Below are 17,722 nucleotides of genomic sequence, written 5' to 3'. Positions count from 1 at the left end.
TCCCGGGCCGCCTCGTGGGCGTCTCGGTGGACGCCGCGGGCCGCCCCGCCTACCGGCTGGCGCTGCAGACCCGCGAGCAGCACATCCGCCGGGAGAAGGCCACCAGCAACATCTGCACCGCGCAGGTGCTGCTCGCCGTCATGGCCGGCATGTACGCCGTCTACCACGGCCCGCACGGGCTGCGCGCGATCGCCCGCCAGGTGCACACCCGCACCGCGGCCCTGGCCGGCGCCCTGGCCGAGCGCGGCTTCGAGATCGTCCACGACTCCTACTTCGACACCCTGCGGGTGCGGGTGCCCAGCGCCGACCGGGTCCTGGAGGACGCCCTGGCCGCCGGGTTCAACCTGCTGCGCGCCGACGCGTCCACCGTCGGGGTCAGCCTGGACGAGACCACGACCGCCGCGGACCTGACCGCGCTGGCCGACGCCTTCGGCGAGGGCGGGCGCGGCGCCGCCCGGACCGCGGTGTCCGTGGACGAGGACGCCGACCGCGTGCCCGGGGACCTGGCGCGCGGGGTGGACTACCTCGACCACCCGGTGTTCAACACCCACCGCAGCGAGACCTCGCTGCTGCGCTACATGCGCAGGCTGTCCGACCGCGACCTGGCGCTGGACCGCACGATGATCCCGCTGGGCTCGTGCACCATGAAGCTCAACGCCACCGCCGAGATGGAGGCCGTCACCTGGCCGGAGTTCGCGGGCCTGCACCCGCTGGCCCCGCTGGACCAGGCGGCGGGCTCGGTGGCGCTCATCCGCGACCTGGAGGCCTGGCTGGCCGAGATCACCGGCTACGACGCGGTGTCCCTCCAGCCCAACGCCGGCTCCCAGGGCGAGTTCGCGGGCCTGCTGGCCATCCGCGGCTACCACCGCTCGCGCGGCGACGACCACCGCGACGTGTGCCTGATCCCCAGCTCCGCGCACGGCACCAACGCCGCCAGCGCGGTGATGGCGGGCATGCGCGTGGCCGTGGTGGCCTGCGACGAGGGCGGCAACATCGACCTGGACGACCTCCGGGCCAAGATCGCCGCGCACGCGGACGCGCTGGCCGCGATCATGGTGACCTACCCGTCCACGCACGGCGTGTACGAGGACACCATCACCGAGGTGTGCCGCCTGGTCCACAAGGCCGGGGGCCAGGTCTACGTCGACGGCGCCAACCTGAACGCGCTCGTGGGCTGGGCCAAGCCGGGCGAGTTCGGGGCCGACGTCAGCCACCTGAACCTGCACAAGACCTTCTGCATCCCGCACGGCGGCGGCGGCCCGGGCGTGGGCCCGGTCGCGGTGCGCTCGCACCTGGCGGCGTTCCTGCCCAACCACCCGGGGCAGTCCGAGGCGGGGCCGCACACGGGCGTGGGCCCGGTGTCGGCGGCGCCGTTCGGCTCGGCGGGCATCCTGCCGATCTCCTGGGCCTACGTGCGGATGATGGGCGGCGAGGGGCTGCGCACCGCCACCGAGGTGGCCGTGCTCTCGGCGAACTACCTGGCCAAGCGCCTGGAGCCGTACTACCCGGTGCTCTACACCGGCGCGGGCGGCCTGGTGGCCCACGAGTGCATCATCGACATCCGCCCGCTCCAGAAGGCCAGCGGCATCAGCAACGAGGACGTCGCCAAGCGCCTGATGGACTACGGCTTCCACGCACCGACGATGTCGTTCCCGGTGGCCGGGACGCTCATGGTGGAGCCGACCGAGAGCGAGGACCTGGCGGAGCTGGAGCGGTTCGTCGAGGCGATGATCGCCATCCGCGCCGAGATCGACCGGGTCGCGTCGGGGGAGTGGGACGCCGAGGACAACCCGCTGCGCAACGCCCCGCACACCGCGGAGGAGGTCACGGCGGACGAGTGGACCCACGGGTACACCCGCGCGGACGCCGCGTACCCGGTGCCGTCGCTGCGCCGCGACAAGTACTGGCCGCCGGTGGGCCGTATCGACCAGGCCTACGGCGACCGGAACCTGGTGTGCTCCTGCCCGCCGCCGGAGGCGTTCGAGCTGTAGGGGCCGCGGGGCCCCGTCCGGGAACGGGCGGGGCCCCTATTCGGACAATAGGGAAATCTACGACATAAAGGTGGGGCATGGGCCGCCCCGGAGAGCACACGCATCCCGCGCGGCGACACCGGCACCCGCCGTCTCCTCCCGTCCCCCGCGCGCGCGTTAGAGTTGCGGCGACACCCCGCGCCCCACAGCGCGGCCCCCCACCGGAGAGCGCCCGGCGCAGAGGGACCCCGGTGAGCCGGCGGCCACGCCCGCACCGTGAAGGAGGAGGGCGTTCCTCCCGGCCCCCGCGGGCCGGGCCCACACGCCCGACACAGCGATGACCACGACGTCAGGCCCCTCCGCGCGCTCCGGCGGCCCCCCCGACCCGGCGCCGCGGGCCGTCGACCCCGGGGACGCCCCGGCCGGTCCCGCGCCGTCGGCGGGGGAGGCCCCCGGACTGTGCGACCAGGCCCGCGACCTGGCCGAGCACGGCCACCTCGACCGCGCCGCCGAACTCTACCGCCGCGCGGTGGCCGCCGACCCGGCCCCCGGGGTGTCGGCCCGCGCCCTGCTGGGGCTGGCCGTGGTCGAGGACGGACGCGGCGACACCGCCGCCGCCCGCGACGCGGCCCGCCGGGCCCTGGACACCGGGGACGCCCGGTACGCCCCCCGCGCCGCCCACCACCTGGCGCTGTCCCTGGAGCGCGACGGCGAGACCGGCGAGGCCGAGCACCTCTGGCGCCGCCTGCTCGGCCTGGGCGGTCCCGGGCACGCCGCCGTCGCCCACCACGGGCTGGCCCGCGCCGCCGAGGAGCGCGGCGACGACGCAGCCGCCCGCGAGCACTGGGAGGCGGCCCTGGCCCCGCCCGAGGGACGGCCGGACCGGCTGCACGCCGAGACCGTCGTCGACGCCGCCCGCGACCTGTCCGGGCGGCTGCTGGGCCGGGGCGCGCCGGGCGCCGCCCTGAGCGCGGCGGACCGGGGCCTGTCCGTGGCCGAGGACCCCGAACTGCGCCTGCTGCGGGCCGCCGCCCACCTGGAGCACGCCATCGCCGACCTGGGCGCCGTGGCGGAACCGCCGGGGGAGGGGGAGGAGCCCATCGCGCCGCGGACCGCCGGCGCCGCCGTGGAGCTGCTGGCCGGCCTGCTGGCCCTGCGCGGTGACACCGACGGGGCCGCCGGGGTGTGGCGCGGCGGGCTGCGCGGGCACGGCGACGCCACCGCGGAGGAGGTTGGTGCCCGGCTGCGGCGCGGATTCGCCGCCGAGGGCGCGGAGGAGGGCGCGTGGTGGGAGCCCTACCTGGAGGAGGCCGTGGCCACGGCCAGCGCGCCCGCGCTGGCGGCGGAGCTGTTCGCGGTGCTGACCCGGATGCACGCCCTGGCGGCGCTGCCCGCCCTGGAGGGCGAGGTGCGCCCGCAGGAGCTGCGCGGGGCGCTGGTCCGGGCGGTGCGGACCCCCGACGACCTCGTGTGGGGTCCGGGCCTGCACGCCGACCTGCGCCGCCGGCTGGCGGAGGCCACCGGTGACCCCGGAGCGCTGCCCGAGGACTGGCCCGGGAGGCTGTGACCCGCGGTCCGCGCGGGCGGTCCGCCCCGGTTCGCGTGCCACCGCCCGGGGGCTCTGCTCCCGGGCGGGGCCGTCCGGTCCGTCGGCGGGACCGCTGGGGACGGTGGTTCCCGGCGTCAGGCGGCCGGGACGCGGGGGCGGTGCGGGGCCACGACGGCGCCGTCGGGCAGCAGTTCACCGGTGTCGTCGAAAAGGACCACGCCGTTGCAGAGCAGACTCCACCCCTGTTCCGGATGGCTGGAGACGACGCGTGCCGCCTCGCGGTCGGTGTCCTCGAAGGAGGGGCACGGAGGCTGATGGCTGCACATGGGATCGGCCTTTCTTTAGGGCTCGTCGTTGAGCTGACGCCAAGAATAGTGGCTGACATCACATGCTTGTCACGTTTCGCGGTGAAAACACGGCGTCGGTGTCGTCGTCCGCTCTCACCCGGTGAGATACCCGCGAACCCGCTGTGGTTCGCATCACCTTGACCGGGATCGCGCCGAAGATCAATATCCGCCCCGTGTCCGGCGCGCCGCCGGCCTGCCGCGCATGCCCGCCCCGGCCAGGCCGCCGCGCTGGAACGCCCGTACCAGCTCGCCGCCCAGGTTCACCCCGGCGCCCAGGGCCAGGCCCACCATGACCGCCTCCACCAGCGAGAGCAGGCCCGTCATCGCGGTGCCCTGGGTGAATTCGAGCAGCCCGCGGTACAGGAGGCTGCCCGGGAGCAGCGGCGCGATCGAGGGCACCAGGTAGGGCAGCACCGGCCGGCGCGTGCGCCGGGCCAGCCAGTGGCCCACCACCCCCACCGCCACCGCGCCCACGACGGCGCCGACCACCGGCGGGACCTCGAACAGCTCCCGCATGCCCGCGTAGATGACCCAGATCATCACGCCCAGCAGGCCGATGGTCGCCAGCATCCGGGCCGGCACCGCCAGCGACACCGCGAACGCGATCGCGATCCCGGCCGCGCCGAGCAGGACCAGCGGCTCCATGGAGGTGCCCGCGGAAGGCAGGTTGTCCAGGTCGATGGGCACGCCCAGCCGCACCGCCGCGTAGGCCACCGCGCCGACCCCCGACACGATCGCGCCCAGGATGAAGAAGGTCTCCAGCAGCCGTGCCGCCGACGACACGTAGCTGCCGCTGATCCCGTCCTGGAGGCTGGCCACCAGCGGGCGCCCCGGCAGCAGCGCCATGATGTTGCCGGTGATGATCGCGCCGGCCTGGAACGGGTGGTCGATCTGGGTGCCGACCCACAGCACGCCCACGCCGATGGTCGCGGCGACCGCCGCCGCGGCGGCCATCTGGTAGAACTCGGCGACCCCGCGCCGGGCCAGGAACACCGACGTGCGGTCGCCCAGCACCGCGGCCAGGAACGCCGCCGCGGCCACGACGAAGCCGCCGCCCATCATCACGCCGGCGCTGGCGGCGATCATCCCGAACCCGACCACGATCACCCAGTTGGGGTAGGGCGTCGGGGCCCGGCGGATGAACTCCAGCCTGGCGGCGGCGTCCTCCAGCTCCATCAGGCCCAGGGCCGACCGCTGCACCAGCGTGTGCAGCTCGTTGACGCGGTAGTAGTCCAGGGACCGGCGGCGCACCACGCGCTCGCCGGTGATGGGCGGGTGGTCTCCGCCCGGGTGAGTGGACAGGGTGATGGTGGTGAAGGTGACCGACACCTCCGACCGCGGCAGGTTGAAGGCCACCGTGAGGCTCAGCATCGCCTCGCTGACGGCCTCGGTGCCCTCGCCGCTGGCGAGCATCAGCTCGCCGACCCGCAGGACCAGGTCGATGGCCCTGGCGTCGGGGAGCGGGCGCTCCTCGTCCTCCTCGTCCGGGGTCAGGTCCCGCTCGTGCCGGGCGCGCCAGTCGCGCATGCGGCTGAGCATGCGGTCCTCACCCGACGGCGGGCGGCCTCCCCGCTTGTCCTCCATGTTCGTCCTCCCCTCCCCGCCGCGTCCCCCGCGGCGGTCCGCTCGGTGCTCACGACCCCGGAGGGGGACGCGGCCCCTTCTCGCGGGGTTCGCCCGTCCGGGGACCGGATGCCGGTGAGTTCGATCACCGGATCATCCTCCCAAGGCGGGCGGGCCGGCGCGGGGGAACGCGCCGGGTCCGGGCGCCTCACCCCTCGCGCTCCCCGCGCCGCACCAGCCCGTTCTCATAGGCGTGCACCACGGCCTGTACGCGGTCGCGCAGGCCGAGCTTGGTGAGGATGCGGCCCACGTGCGACTTGACGGTCGTCTCCCCGACGACCAGGTGGGCGGCGATCTCGGAGTTGGACCAGCCGCGCGCGACCAGGCGCAGCACCTCGCGCTCGCGCTCGGTGAGGGGGTCGGCCGGGGGGTCCTGCGCGTCCGCCGCGGCGGGCAGCAGCGGGGCGAAGCGGGCCAGCAGCCGCTCCAGCACCTGGGGGGTGACGACCGCGCCGCCGGAGGCGACGGTCTCCACCGCCGCGACCAGCTCCTCGGGAGGGGAGTCCTTGAGCAGGAAGCCGTGGGCGCCCGCCCGCAGGGTGCCCACCGCGTACTCGTCGAGGTCGAAGGTGGTGAGCACCAGTACCCGGACGGACTGGTCCAGGGAGCGGGAGCGCTCGACGATGCGCCGGGTGGCCTCGACGCCGTCCATGCCGGGCATGCGCACGTCCATCAGGACGACGTCGGGCAGCAGGCGCCGGGCGGCCTCCACCGCCTCGCGCCCGTCGGAGGCCTCGCCGACCACGGAGAGGTGGGGGGCGGCCTCCAGGATCATGCGGAAGCCGGCGCGGACGAGGGGCTGGTCGTCGACCAGCAGGACTGAGACGGGCACAGGCCGATTCTGCCGCATCGGCGGGCTCTGCGGGGGCGGTCCCGGGCTCAGGCACCCGGGGGGAGGGCGTCGGGCAGCGGCGGCGGGGTGCCGCCGAAGGCGGGGCAGACGGCGCGGTGGTCGCACCAGTCGCACAGCCTGCTCTTCTTGGGCTCCCACACCCCGGCGCGGCCGGCGGCCTCGATGCGCGACCAGATGTCGGAGATCTCCGCCTCGGCGGCGCGCAGTTCGTCCTCGGTCGGGTCGTACCAGCGGATCGCCCCGTTCCCGCCCAGGTAGACCAGTTGCAGGCGGGTGGGGACGATGCCCAGGTCGCGCCAGAGCATCACCGCGTAGAAGAAGATCTGGAACTTGGCCTTGTCCTCGAAGCGGGGCGAGGGGGACTTGCCGGTCTTGTAGTCGACGACGCGGACGCGCCCGTCGGGGGTGACGTCGAGCCGGTCCACGTAGCCGCGCAGCCGCAGGCCGGTGGGCAGTTCCACCTCGATGCGCATCTCGCGCTCGCGGGGTTCCAGCGAGGCGGGGTTCTCCAGGTCGAAGTAGCGGCGGACGAGGTCGCGGGCGGACTCCAGCCAGGCGTCGCGGGCGGCGTCGTCGGCGAACAGGTCCTCGACCTCGGGGCGCTTGTCCCGGAGCCGGGTCCACTGGGGGTCCACCAGGCCGACGGCGGTGCGGGGGGTGCGGGTCTCGGCCGGCAGCTCGTAGAGCCGCTCCAGGCAGGAGTGGACCAGGGTTCCGCGCAGGGCCGCCGCGCTCGGGGCCTCCGGGAGCCGGTCGATGGTGCGGAACCGGAAGAGCAGCGGGCACTGGAGGAAGTCGGAGGCCCGCGACGGCGACAGGGCGGACGGCAGGAGCGCGGTGGTCATGCCCCGAGCCTATGAGAAGCCCGTGACAGGCGACACCCGCGCGCCGGGACCCCTGGGGGCCGGGTGCGGCGCGGCCCCGTAACCTTGGGTCGTGACCACCGGCAACGATCGCCCCGCGCCCCGCGACCGCTCCAGCGGACTGCTGCTGGGCCGACCCTTCGGGGTCCCCGTGTACGTGACGGCCTCGTGGTGGGTGGTGGCGGTCCTCATCACCCTGGTGTACGGCGGGATCGTGCAGGAGCGCCTGGCCCTGTGGCCGGCGCTGTCCTATGCGATGGCGTTCGTGTTCGCGCTGCTGCTGTACGCCTCGGTGCTGGTGCACGAGCTGGCGCACTCGGTGGTGGCGCGCCGGTACGGGCTCCCGGTGCGCCGGATCGTGCTGTACGTGCTGGGCGGGGTCTCCGAGATCGAGAAGGAGGCGCCCACGCCGGGGCGGGAGTTCTGGATCGCGTTCGTGGGGCCGCTGTTCTCGCTGCTGATCGCGGCGGGGGCGTTCGGGCTGTTCCTGCTGGCGGACCCGTTCACGGTAGTGGGCGAGCTGCTGTTCCAGCTGTGGGTGGCCAACCTGCTGGTGGGTGTGTTCAACCTGCTGCCGGGGCTGCCGCTGGACGGCGGGCGGCTGGTGCGGGCCGCGGTGTGGAAGCTGACCGGCCGGCCGCTGGCGGGCAGTGTGGCGGCGGCCTGGGGCGGCCGGGTGCTGGCGCTGGCGGTGGTGGCGGTGCCGCTGCTGCTGGGCTGGCTGAACGGCGCCCTCAACCCGTGGGGGACGGTGTGGGGGCTGGTGCTGGGCGGGTTCATGTGGATGGGCGCCACCGATTCGCTGCGGGCGGCCCGGGTGCGCGCGCGGGTGCCGGGCCTGCGGGTCCGGGAGCTGGCGCGGCCCGCGGTGGCGGTCCCGGCGGACACGCCGCTGGCGGAGGCCGAGCGGCGCGCCGGGGTGATCGGGGCGACGGCCGTGGTGGTGACCGACTCCGAGGGTGTGCCGACGGGGGTGGTGCACCCGGGGATGGCGGAGGAGGTGACCCCGGGGCGCCGGGCGTGGGTGCCGGTGGCGGAGGTGGCGCGGGCGCTGACCGCGCATTCGGTGCTGGCGCTGGACCTGGAGGGCGAGGAGATGATGGAGCGCCTGACCTCGCACCCGCTGCCGGAGTACCTGGTGGTGGACGCCGACGGGGCGGTGCACGGGGTGCTGCGCGCCGTCGACGTCAACGCCGCGATGGCGGGCCGGGGGTGAGGGTGTCCCGGGTACGCGGGCCCCGGGCCGGGCGGTCGTCGGGACCGTCCGGCCCGGGGCCTTCTCAGCGGCGGGCGCCCTCGGGCCACAGGACGGACACGGGGCGGTGCAGGGAGCGGGCGTGGGAGACGACGTCGGCCGTGCCGCCGGGGCCGCGGGCGGGTTCGCCGTCCCACACGGCGAACAGCCGGTCGCAGCGCTCGACCAGGAACCGGCCCGCCTCCAGGTGGGCCCGGGGCGTGGAGTCCTCGTGGGGTAGGGCGTGGACGAGGACGGCCCGGGAGAGCAGGCGGTCGTAGAGCCGGTGGTGCCCGGCGGGGAGCCCGTCGCGGTAGCCCCGGGCGGGGACGACCGCCTCCAGGGGGGCTCCGGCGTCGAGGACCGCGGCGGCGAACAGGGCGTCGGCCCCGTCGGCCAGGCAGGACAGGCCCACCATGGCGCAGCCGTAGGGCTCCAGGTGCGAGTCGATGAGGGCGGCGACGGCGCGGCCGACATCGGGGGCCAGGTTGCGATGTCCGGTGATGCCGATGCGGATCACGTCATCCTCCCTGCTGTTCGTTTAGCCGCTTTTGTACCCAGAGGAGGGGGCGGCGTTCACGAGGGAGGCGAGGCGGTCGTCGAGGTCTCGGACACAGGCCGCCTGGGGGCCTCTGTAGCGGCGTCTGAAGGACCGGACCCGGTCCACGACCCGGGCCGACCCGAACCGGGTCCCGGTGTCCAGCGCCTCCACCGCCAGGCGGAACGCCTCGTCGACGTCGCCGGCCTCGGCGTGCGCCGCGGCCAGCTCGACCTTGAGGACGGCGGACTGCTTGGCGCCCCGGGCCTGGGGGCCCGAGGCCTCGGCGAAGGCGTCGCGGGCGTCGTGGGGGCTGCGCAGGCGCACCCCCACCAGCGCCCGGTATCCGGCCACCTTGGCCTGGTCGAAGGCGAACACCCACGGCCAGGGCGGGTTGGTGTTGCCCGAGCGGGCGATCTCCTTCTCGGCGCGGCCGATGCCGTGGGCCGCCGCGGAGCGGTCGCCGATCCCGGCGTGGGCCAGCGCCCCCACGCAGGCCAGCCAGGCGCGTGCGGTGGGGTGGGCGGAGGGGCCCAGGACGTACTCGGCCTCCTGGACCAGCCCCAGGCCCAGTTCGGGGTCCTCGGCGGTGTCGATCTCGAAGGCGGCCAGGGAGCCGAGCATGTACACGTCGAGCAGCCGCATCCCGGCCTGGCGGGCCCGGATGACGGCGGTGCGGTAGTGCATGCGGGCCGACCCCATGTCGCCCTGGTCGGCGTGCAGCCAGGCGGCGAACCCGGAGGCCTCGCTGGCGGCGGCGCTGACGGCGGAGTGGTGGGTGGTGCCGCGCGCCTTGAGGAGCATCCGCTCCGCCAGGTGCACGTGGGCCACGGCGCTGGGCAGCAGGTCCCGGGCGGGCGAGGTGGAGTCCATGCGGCGCTGGCCGCCGGTGATGGAGCGCAGGGCCGGCGCGATGGTGGCGTCGACGGAGAGCTGTCCGCCGTCGAGCAGGGCGGCCGGGGTGTCGGCGGCGCGCCCGGGTTCGGGTGCGGGCGCCGCGGGGGCCGCGTCGGCGTCGGGCTGCAGGGTGCCGTCGAAGCGCAGCAGGTGCAGCGGGATGTCCAGTCGCCGGGCCAGGTCGTGGACCTGGGTGACCGTGAGCGACTGCTGGCCGTTGACGACCCGGGAGACCCAGCTCTGGGAGTAGGCGACGGCGCGCGCCAGGTCGCCCTGGGACCAGCCGCGGGCGGTGCGCACCCCCTCGATGACCGTCGCCATGTCGCAGGTGGCCAGGGCGGCCGCGATGCGCGGCCGGGACCACAGGTCCGGTGGAAGTTGGGACATGGGGTTCAGATTAGGGATTCGGGGCGCCGTTGGTGGCCGTGTTCGCGCCGACGGGGCCGGGGAAAGCGCGGGTTCACGGTTTTTCGTGGCTTCTCACAACCCCGTTCGAAGCGCCTTAGGTGAGCGCTGCGTCCCTTGTGGGATGGGTTGTTGTCATTAGAGCGATAAAACACTTCTCATGGTTTTCGCGGCTGTCGGTGGTGCCCCTGCGGAAAGCGGGCGCCGTTTCGCCGCGCGGTCGACCGAAGGCTCATGCGTGATACGCATAGGCGTGCATTTGCGGTCCCGGGGGTGGGGCAGAGTGGGAAGCGCCGCTGACGACCCAGGGGAGGCCTGAGTGAGCGTCGACACCCCACCGGCGGGTGATCCGGACATGCGCCGTCCCGGCGGAGTCGACCACGTGTTGCGCGGGCTGGCCGCGGAGCTGCGCTCGCACGGGGTCGAGGCCCGCGAGGACGGGGTGCTCGGCATCGTGCACGCCGGACCCCAGCACGCGCTGCTGCGGCCGCACCGGGGCGACCTGTGGTGGTGGATGAGGTGGCCGGGCGAGCCCCGGCCGCTGGCGGGCGTGCCGCTCTCCCCGGCCACCCGGCCCTCCGAGGCCGTCCGCCGGATCCTGGGGGCGCTGGAGCGCACCTGACCCCGCGCTCCACCGCGCCCGCCCCCGACGGGCGCGGCACGGACCGCCCCGACGACCCCGTCCCTTCGCGCGGGCCCCGACCGGGCCCGCCCCACCGTCCCGCCTCCGGGCCGCTCCTTTCGAGCCCCGGGCCGGCGGGAGCCGGAAGCGTCCCGACCGCACTCCCTCCGTGGCCGGGCCGCCTCCGGACCGTGCTCCGGCCGCACCTCCCCCGCGGCCGGGGCGCGGCGACCGCCGCAACGGCCCCCCGGGGCCGCGGCGGTCCCGCCCCGCGCCCCCGGGCGGTCGCGACGGGGTGCGCTCCGGCCTCTTCCCTCTTGCGGCCGGGGCGCGCCTGCGCCGCCGTCCCCGGGTCCACGGGTCCCGGGGACCGGGCCCGCCGCCACGGGCCGCAGCCCGCCCGGGCCCGCGGGGGAGCGCGGGGGAGCGCGCCGGGAGGGACGCCGTCCCCCGGCACGGCGAACGCGCCGGGGGCCGGACCGGCGCGCCCGGCGCCCGCTCAGGCGCCCGGGACCGCCGTGCCCGGGCCGTACGCGGCCAGGGCCGCGCCCACGATGCCCGCGGTGTTGCGCAGCTGCGCCGGGACGATCGGGGTGCGGATGTCCAGCAGCGGCAGGAACTTCTCCGACTTGCGGCTCACCCCGCCCCCCACCACGATCAGGTCCGGCCAGAGCAGGTCCTCCACGACCCGGTAGTACCGCTGGAGGCGCTTGTGGGCCCAGTCCGGGTAGGACAGCCCCTCGCGCTCCTTGGCCCCCGAGGACGCCTTGGACTCGGCGTCGTGGCCGTCGATCTCCAGGTGGCCGAACTCGGTGTTGGGCACCAGGTTCCCGCCCACCACCAGCGCCGTGCCGATCCCGGTGCCCAGGGTGGTCATGAGCACCACGCCCGGCACCCCCGCGGCGGCCCCGTGGCGGGCCTCGGCCACGGCCGCGGCGTCGGCGTCGTTGAGCAGCCGCACCGGCCGCCCGGTGACCTGTGCGAACAGCGCCCGCGCGTCGGTGCCTATCCAGCTCTTGTGGAGGTTGGCGGCGGTGCGCACCACCCCGTTCTGCACCACGCCGGGGAAGGTGATGCCCAGGGGCAGGTCGGCGGCCTCGGGGAAGTGACCGGCGATCTCCCCGACGATCTCGGCGACCTGCTCGGGGCCGGCGTGGTGGGGGGTGGGGACCTTGAGGCGGTCCTTGAGGAACTCCCCGGTCGTCAGGTCGACCGGGGCCCCCTTGATGCCGCTGCCGCCGATGTCGATCCCCAGGCCGGTGGTCGGCTCTGACATGGGTCCTCGTCTCCGTGTCCGTGCTTGGGCGGGCGGTCGGCCCGCTGGGCTGATACTGCCCGGCCCGGCGGGGCTTCGCACACACGGCCCGTGCCGGGGGAGCGTGTCGGCGCGCCCGCCCGCGGCGGCCCGCGCCGGGCGTCCGCCGCCCTTCGCGGCTCCGCGCACGTGCACGGGTGGTGTCCGCGGACCGATACGCTGGGCGATCGCCCCGACCGAACCGAACCTGGGAAGACGAGAGCGACGTTGACCGGTATCCATGGCCGCCGTGGTCCCTTCACCGACGGTGACACCGTGCAGTTGACCGACCCCAAGGGTCGCATGCACACGATCACCCTCCACGAGGGGGGCACCTTCCACTCCCACAAGGGCAAGGTCGAGCACGACGACCTCCTCGGCCGGCCCGAGGGCAGTGTCGTGCGCTCCAACACCGGTACCGCCTATGTGGCGCTGCGCCCCCTGCTCATCGACTACACGCTGTCCATGAAGCGCGGGGCGACCATCGTCTACCCCAAGGACGCCGCCCAGGTGATGGTGGAGGCCGACATCTTCCCCGGCGCCCGCGTCGTGGAGGCCGGCGCCGGGTCCGGCGCCATGTCCAACTGGCTGCTGCGCGCGGTGGGCGAGAAGGGCATGGTGCACTCCTACGAGCGCCGCGCCGACTTCGCCGAGATCGCCCGTAAGAACGTCGAGCGGTTCTACGGCGGCCCGCACCCCGCCTGGACGCTGACCGTCGGCGACCTGGTCGAGGAGCTGGACGAGACCGACGTGGACCGGGTGTTCCTGGACATGCTGGCCCCGTGGGAGTGCCTGGACGCCGTCGCCCGGGCCCTCATCCCCGGCGGCCTGCTGTGCTGCTACGTGGCCACCACGACCCAGCTCTCGCGCGTGGTGGAGGAGCTGCGCGAGGACGAGAGGTTCTACGAGCCGCGCTCGTGGGAGACCATGCTGCGGACCTGGCACGTGGAGGGCCTGGCCGTGCGCCCGGACCACCGCATGATCGGGCACACCGGGTTCCTGGTGGTGGCCCGCCGCCTGGCCGACGGGGTGGAGGCGCCCGAGCGCCGCCGCCGTCCGGCCAAGGGCGCCTACGGCCAGGACTACGAGGCCTCGCGCGCCGCCGCGGGCGGTGCCGCCAAGGGCGCCCCCGCCGGGCCGGCCCCGGCGCAGGCCCCCGCCGCCCCGGCGGCCGGGGAGGCCGCCGTGCAGGAGGCCCCGGCGCAGGAGACCCCCGGCCGGGACGCCGCGGCAGGGGACGCCGCCGCGGAGTGACCCGCCCCGCGGGCCCCGGCGAGCGCCCGGCCCCGCACACCCCAGGCCCGCCCGGAACCTGTTTCCGGGCGGGCCTTCGTGCGCGCGGGGACCGGGTGCGGTCGGGGCGCCCTGCCCTGACCCGGCGGGGCGTAAACATGTCCGTTTCATCCCCGGCGACGTGCGCGGCGCCGCCGCGCCGCAGCGTGACCCGGTCCCGCCCGAGAGGTTACTTTCTCATTACGCCGGGTCACTCTCTAGCACTGTGACCTGCACTGACGCAAGACCTGGAAATGAGGCCTACGACACTCCTCGAAGCTGGGAGGTTAGGAATGGGGCAGGGGTAGGTACGCTCCCGAGTAGTCGTCCTTCTCAAAGGGAGGTGGCGGACGTGGCCGAGCGCGAAGACGAGCGTCAGAGCGACCGGGACCGTGAAGTCGCTGAACTCACGGCCCAGGTCTCCTACATGGAAAAGGAACTCAGCGTGGTCCGGCGCAAGCTCGCCGACTCGCCCCGACATGTGCGCCTGCTGGAGGAGCGGCTCAGGGAGGCCCAGGCCAACCTCGCGGCGTCCAACGGACAGAACGAACGGCTGGTCTCCACGCTCAAGGAGGCCCGAGAGCAGATCGTGGCGCTCAAGGAGGAGGTCGACCGGCTGGCGCAACCGCCCTCCGGCTTCGGCGTCTTCCTGGGCGGGCGCGAGGACGAGACCGTCGAGATCTTCACCAACGGCCGCAAGATGCGGGTCAACGTGAGCCCCTCGGTGGACCTGGACGCGCTGCGCCCGGGCCAGGAGGTCATGCTCAACGAGGCCTTCAACGTCGTCGAGGTGGAGTCCTTCGAGACGGTCGGCGAGGTCGTGATGCTCAAAGAGATCCTGGAGGACGGCGAGCGCGCCCTCGTGATCTCCCACCACGACGAGGAGCGCATCGTCCGCCTGGCGGACCCGCTGCGCGACGAGCCGATCCGGCCGGGCGACTCCCTGCTGCTGGAGCCGCGCTCGGGGTACGTGTACGAGCGCATCCCCAAGTCCGAGGTCGAGGAGCTGATCCTCGAAGAGGTCCCCGACATCGCCTACACCGACATCGGCGGCCTGTCCGGGCAGATCGAGCTCATCCGCGACGCGGTCGAGCTGCCCTACCTGCACAAGGACCTGTTCCGCGAGCACAAGCTGCGCGCCCCCAAGGGCGTGCTGCTGTACGGCCCGCCCGGCTGCGGAAAGACGCTCATCGCCAAGGCGGTCGCCAACTCGCTGGCCAAACAGGTCGCCGAGCGCACCGGCCGCGACGTCGGCAAGAGCTTCTTCCTCAACATCAAGGGCCCGGAGCTGCTCAACAAGTACGTGGGCGAGACCGAGCGGCACATCCGCCTGGTCTTCCAGCGCGCGCGGGAGAAGGCGTCCGAGGGCACCCCGGTCATCGTGTTCTTCGACGAGATGGACTCGATCTTCCGCACCCGCGGCTCGGGCGTGTCCTCCGACGTGGAGAACACGATCGTCCCGCAGCTGCTCAGCGAGATCGACGGTGTCGAGGGCCTGGAGAACGTCATCGTCATCGGCGCCTCCAACCGCGAGGACATGATCGACCCGGCGATCCTGCGGCCCGGCCGCCTGGACGTCAAGATCAAGATCGAGCGGCCCGACGCCGAGGCGGCCCGGGACATCTTCGCCAAGTACATCACCGAGGACCTCCCGCTGCACGGGGAGGACACGGCCGAGCACGGCGGCTCGACCCGGGCCACGGTGGACGCCATGATCCAGACGGTCGTGGAGCGGATGTACACCGAGGGCGAGGAGAACCGGTTCCTGGAGGTCACCTACGCCAACGGTGACAAGGAGGTCCTGTACTTCAAGGACTTCAACTCCGGCGCCATGATCGAGAACATCGTCTCGCGGGCCAAGAAGATGGCCATCAAGGACTTCATCGACCACGACTCCAAGGGGATCCGGGTCGCGCACCTGCTCCAGGCGTGCGTCGACGAGTTCAGCGAGAACGAGGACCTGCCCAACACCACCAACCCCGACGACTGGGCGCGGATCTCCGGAAAGAAGGGCGAGCGCATCGTCTACATCCGGACCCTCGTGACCGGCAAGAAGGGCGCGGACTCCGGGCGGAGCATCGACACGGTCGCCAACACGGGCCAGTACCTGTAGCGATCGGCGGTGGAGGGGCCGGCCCGCGGGCCGGCCCCCTTCCGTGTCCGCGGGCCCGGGGCCCGGCTCCGCGGGCGCCGGGGCCCCGCGGGGATGTGGCAGCATGCCGGGTATGACCGCCGCCGAACCGCCCCCGGACGCCGCCCCCGTGTTCAAGAGGCACTCCCGGGGCCTGTCCGCCCAGGTGTACGACTGGCTCTACGAGGCCATCGTGAGCGTGCGCCTGGAGCCTGCCCGCCGCCTGTCGGAGAACGAGCTGGCGGCCAGGCTGGGGGTGAGCCGCACGCCCGTGCGCGACGCCCTGTACCGCCTGGCGGAGGAGGGGCTGGTGGACGTGTTCCCCCAGCAGGGCACGTTCGTGGCCCGCATCGACCGGCAGGGGCTGGCCGACGCCCAGTTCGTCCGCGAGGCCCTGGAGCGCGCCGCGTTCCGGGACGCCGTGCGCGGGGCCGGGCCGCGGGACCTGGAGGCGATGCGGGAGAACCTGCGGGAGCAGGAGCGGGCCCGCGACCGCGGGGACATCGAGGGGTTCTTCGACCTGGACCAGCGCCTGCACCAGCTGTTCTTCGACGCCGCGGGGCACCCGGGCGCGGGCCGGGTGGCGCGCCGGGCGCGGCCGCAGATGGACCGGGTGCGCAGGCTCGCCCTGCCCGACACCACCGGGTTCGACGTGCTGGTGGGGGAGCACCGGGCCCTGGTGGAGGCCCTGGCCGCGGGGGACGCCGAGGGCGGGGACGCGGTGCTGACCGGGCACCTGCGGCTGATCCTGGCGACGGTGGACCGGGTGCGGGGGGCCCACCCGGGCTACTTCACCTGAGGCCCGGGCGGCGCCGGGGGCTGGCAGCCCAGCTTGCATACAAGTATGCTGCGAGGCCCAGGGGCGACCCCCGCCGCCCCGAACCCCCGGCAACGGAAAGGCCCCCCGTGAGGATCACCGACGCCCGCGTCATCGTCTCGTCGCCCGGCCGCAACTACGTCACCCTGGTCATCGAGACCGAGGACGGACTCACCGGCGTCGGGGACGCCACGCTCAACGGCCGCGAGCTGTCCGTCGCCTCCTACCTGAGCGACCACGTGTGCCCCCTGCTCATCGGCCGCGACGCCCGCAGGATCGAGGACACCTGGCACTACCTCTACAAGGGCGCCTACTGGCGGCGCGGCCCGGTGACCATGGCCGCCATCGCCGCCGTCGACGTCGCCCTGTGGGACATCAAGGGCAAGGCCGCGGGCATGCCCGTCCACCAGCTGCTCGGCGGCCCCGCCCGGGACGGCGTCCTGGTCTACGGGCACGCCAGCGGCACGACCCTGGACGAGCTGTCCGCGGACTTCCAGCGCCACCTCGACCTGGGCTACCGGGCCGTCCGGGTCCAGGCGGCCGTTCCCGGCCTGGAGGCCAACTACGGGATCTCCGGCGGCGCCGTCTACGAGCCGGCCGACGCCGCCCTGCCGCAGGAGAACCTGTGGGAGACCCCCCTCTACCTGGACTTCGTGCCCACCGTCATGGCCCGCATCCGCGAGGAGTTCGGCTACGGGGTCCACGTGCTGCACGACGTCCACCACCGGCTCACCCCCGTCGAGGCCGGGCGCCTGGGCGCCGCGCTGGAGCCCTACCGGCCGTTCTGGATCGAGGACCCCACCCCGGCCGAGGACCAGGCCGCCTTCCGGCTGATCCGGCAGCACACCACCACGCCGCTGGCCGTGGGCGAGGTGTTCAACTCCATCTGGGACTGCCAGCAGCTCATCACCGAGCGGCTCATCGACTACATCCGCACCTCGGTCTCGCACACCGGCGGCATCACCCACCTGCGCCGCGTGTTCTCCCTGGCGGAGCTGTACGGGGTCAAGTCGGGCTCGCACGGGGCCGGGGACCTGTCGCCGATCGCGATGGCCGCCGCGCTGCACGTGGACCTGACGATCCCCAACTTCGGCATCCAGGAGAACATGGGCCACACCGGCCCGGTGGGCGAGGTGTTCCGCACCGGCTACACGTTCGCCGACGGGTACATGCACCCCGGGGACGCGCCCGGGCTGGGGGTGGAGTTCGACGAGGAGGCGGCGGCCCGGTTCCCCTACGAGCCCCGCTACCTCCCGGTGAACCGGCGCCTGGACGGCACGGTCCACGACTGGTGAGGCGCGGCGGTC

At 74.4% G+C, this 17,722-nt stretch carries 15 protein-coding genes; 8 read left to right on the top strand and 7 right to left on the bottom strand.

Annotated elements, in window-relative coordinates; genetic code table 11:
* Both gcvP and BUE45_RS24420 read left to right on the top strand, forming a co-directional pair.
* A partial coding sequence (gene gcvP / locus BUE45_RS24425; protein ID WP_073382211.1) for an aminomethyl-transferring glycine dehydrogenase occupies nt 1-1,991 on the top strand: 1,991 nt, incomplete at its 5' end.
* 316 nt (nt 1,992-2,307) lie between these two features.
* Nucleotides 2,308-3,537: a tetratricopeptide repeat protein gene (locus tag BUE45_RS24420; RefSeq protein ID WP_073382186.1), complete on the top strand. Its 1,230-nt coding sequence runs from the start codon at nt 2,308-2,310 to the stop codon at nt 3,535-3,537.
* A 116-nt stretch (nt 3,538-3,653) separates the two neighbouring features.
* Here BUE45_RS24420 and BUE45_RS24415 read toward each other — a convergent pair whose 3' ends face one another.
* The 4 genes from BUE45_RS24415 to BUE45_RS24400 all read right to left on the bottom strand — a co-directional run bounded on the left by BUE45_RS24415 (nt 3,654) and on the right by BUE45_RS24400 (nt 7,187).
* Nucleotides 3,654-3,845: a DUF5999 family protein gene (locus BUE45_RS24415; RefSeq protein ID WP_073382184.1), complete on the bottom strand. Its 192-nt coding sequence runs from the start codon at nt 3,843-3,845 to the stop codon at nt 3,654-3,656.
* A gap of 180 nt (nt 3,846-4,025) precedes the next feature.
* Entirely contained in the window at nt 4,026-5,450 is a 1,425-nt protein-coding gene (locus tag BUE45_RS24410; protein WP_378660680.1) for a threonine/serine exporter family protein, read from the bottom strand.
* A 187-nt stretch (nt 5,451-5,637) separates the two neighbouring features.
* Nucleotides 5,638-6,321: a response regulator gene (locus tag BUE45_RS24405; RefSeq protein WP_073382182.1), complete on the bottom strand. Its 684-nt coding sequence runs from the start codon at nt 6,319-6,321 to the stop codon at nt 5,638-5,640.
* Nucleotides 6,322-6,368: 47 nt separating this feature from the next.
* The gene (locus BUE45_RS24400) at nt 6,369-7,187 is read right to left on the bottom strand and encodes a RecB family exonuclease (protein ID WP_073382179.1); all 819 of its coding nucleotides are present in this window, start codon (nt 7,185-7,187) and stop codon (nt 6,369-6,371) included.
* A 91-nt stretch (nt 7,188-7,278) separates the two neighbouring features.
* Here BUE45_RS24400 and BUE45_RS24395 point away from each other — a divergent pair, with 91 nt between their 5' ends.
* A complete protein-coding gene (locus BUE45_RS24395; RefSeq protein WP_378660685.1) occupies nt 7,279-8,421 on the top strand; it encodes a site-2 protease family protein in 1,143 nt (380 codons plus the stop codon).
* 64 nt (nt 8,422-8,485) lie between these two features.
* Here the strand turns inward: BUE45_RS24395 and BUE45_RS24390 are convergent, their stop codons facing one another.
* Both BUE45_RS24390 and BUE45_RS24385 read right to left on the bottom strand, forming a co-directional pair.
* Nucleotides 8,486-8,959 (bottom strand): hypothetical protein, encoded by a 474-nt coding sequence (locus BUE45_RS24390; RefSeq protein ID WP_073382174.1) that lies wholly within the window; start codon nt 8,957-8,959, stop codon nt 8,486-8,488.
* A 21-nt stretch (nt 8,960-8,980) separates the two neighbouring features.
* A complete protein-coding gene (locus BUE45_RS24385) occupies nt 8,981-10,222 on the bottom strand; it encodes a helix-turn-helix domain-containing protein (RefSeq protein WP_178378642.1) in 1,242 nt (413 codons plus the stop codon).
* Nucleotides 10,223-10,598: 376 nt separating this feature from the next.
* On the opposite strand from BUE45_RS24385, the gene BUE45_RS24380 reads away from it, so the two are divergent.
* Nucleotides 10,599-10,901 (top strand): hypothetical protein, encoded by a 303-nt coding sequence (locus BUE45_RS24380; RefSeq protein ID WP_073382168.1) that lies wholly within the window; start codon nt 10,599-10,601, stop codon nt 10,899-10,901.
* 499 nt (nt 10,902-11,400) lie between these two features.
* Here the strand turns inward: BUE45_RS24380 and ppgK are convergent, their stop codons facing one another.
* A complete protein-coding gene (gene ppgK / locus BUE45_RS24375; RefSeq protein ID WP_073382166.1) occupies nt 11,401-12,177 on the bottom strand; it encodes a polyphosphate--glucose phosphotransferase in 777 nt (258 codons plus the stop codon).
* 246 nt (nt 12,178-12,423) lie between these two features.
* On the opposite strand from ppgK, the gene BUE45_RS24370 reads away from it, so the two are divergent.
* The 4 genes from BUE45_RS24370 (at nt 12,424) to manD (ending at nt 17,710) form a co-directional block, all read left to right on the top strand.
* Nucleotides 12,424-13,449, top strand: coding sequence for a tRNA (adenine-N1)-methyltransferase (locus BUE45_RS24370; RefSeq protein ID WP_073382163.1), 1,026 nt, complete (start codon nt 12,424-12,426; stop codon nt 13,447-13,449).
* Nucleotides 13,450-13,810: 361 nt separating this feature from the next.
* A complete protein-coding gene (gene arc, locus BUE45_RS24365; protein ID WP_084737775.1) occupies nt 13,811-15,580 on the top strand; it encodes a proteasome ATPase in 1,770 nt (589 codons plus the stop codon).
* A 112-nt stretch (nt 15,581-15,692) separates the two neighbouring features.
* A complete protein-coding gene (locus BUE45_RS24360) occupies nt 15,693-16,397 on the top strand; it encodes a GntR family transcriptional regulator (protein ID WP_073382160.1) in 705 nt (234 codons plus the stop codon).
* 107 nt (nt 16,398-16,504) lie between these two features.
* Nucleotides 16,505-17,710, top strand: coding sequence for a D-mannonate dehydratase ManD (gene manD, locus BUE45_RS24355; RefSeq protein ID WP_073382158.1), 1,206 nt, complete (start codon nt 16,505-16,507; stop codon nt 17,708-17,710).
* Nucleotides 17,711-17,722 lie beyond the last annotated feature (12 nt).

The sequence above is a fragment of the Nocardiopsis flavescens genome (genome assembly GCF_900141985.1).
GTDB classification, from domain to species: domain Bacteria; phylum Actinomycetota; class Actinomycetes; order Streptosporangiales; family Streptosporangiaceae; genus Nocardiopsis; species Nocardiopsis flavescens.
This window is presented reverse-complemented; position numbering and strand designations above follow the sequence as displayed.

Excerpts from the sequence above, each read along its gene's own strand:
- BUE45_RS24420 (WP_073382186.1), top strand. The coding sequence starts at position 2,308 with ATGACCACGACGTCAGGCCCCTCCGCGCGCTCCGGCGGCCCCCCCGAC.
- BUE45_RS24415 (WP_073382184.1), bottom strand. The coding sequence starts at position 3,845 with ATGTGCAGCCATCAGCCTCCGTGCCCCTCCTTCGAGGACACCGACCGC.
- BUE45_RS24410 (WP_378660680.1), bottom strand. The coding sequence starts at position 5,450 with ATGGAGGACAAGCGGGGAGGCCGCCCGCCGTCGGGTGAGGACCGCATG.
- BUE45_RS24400 (WP_073382179.1), bottom strand. The coding sequence starts at position 7,187 with ATGACCACCGCGCTCCTGCCGTCCGCCCTGTCGCCGTCGCGGGCCTCC.
- ppgK (WP_073382166.1), bottom strand. The coding sequence starts at position 12,177 with ATGTCAGAGCCGACCACCGGCCTGGGGATCGACATCGGCGGCAGCGGC.
- BUE45_RS24360 (WP_073382160.1), top strand. The coding sequence starts at position 15,693 with ATGACCGCCGCCGAACCGCCCCCGGACGCCGCCCCCGTGTTCAAGAGG.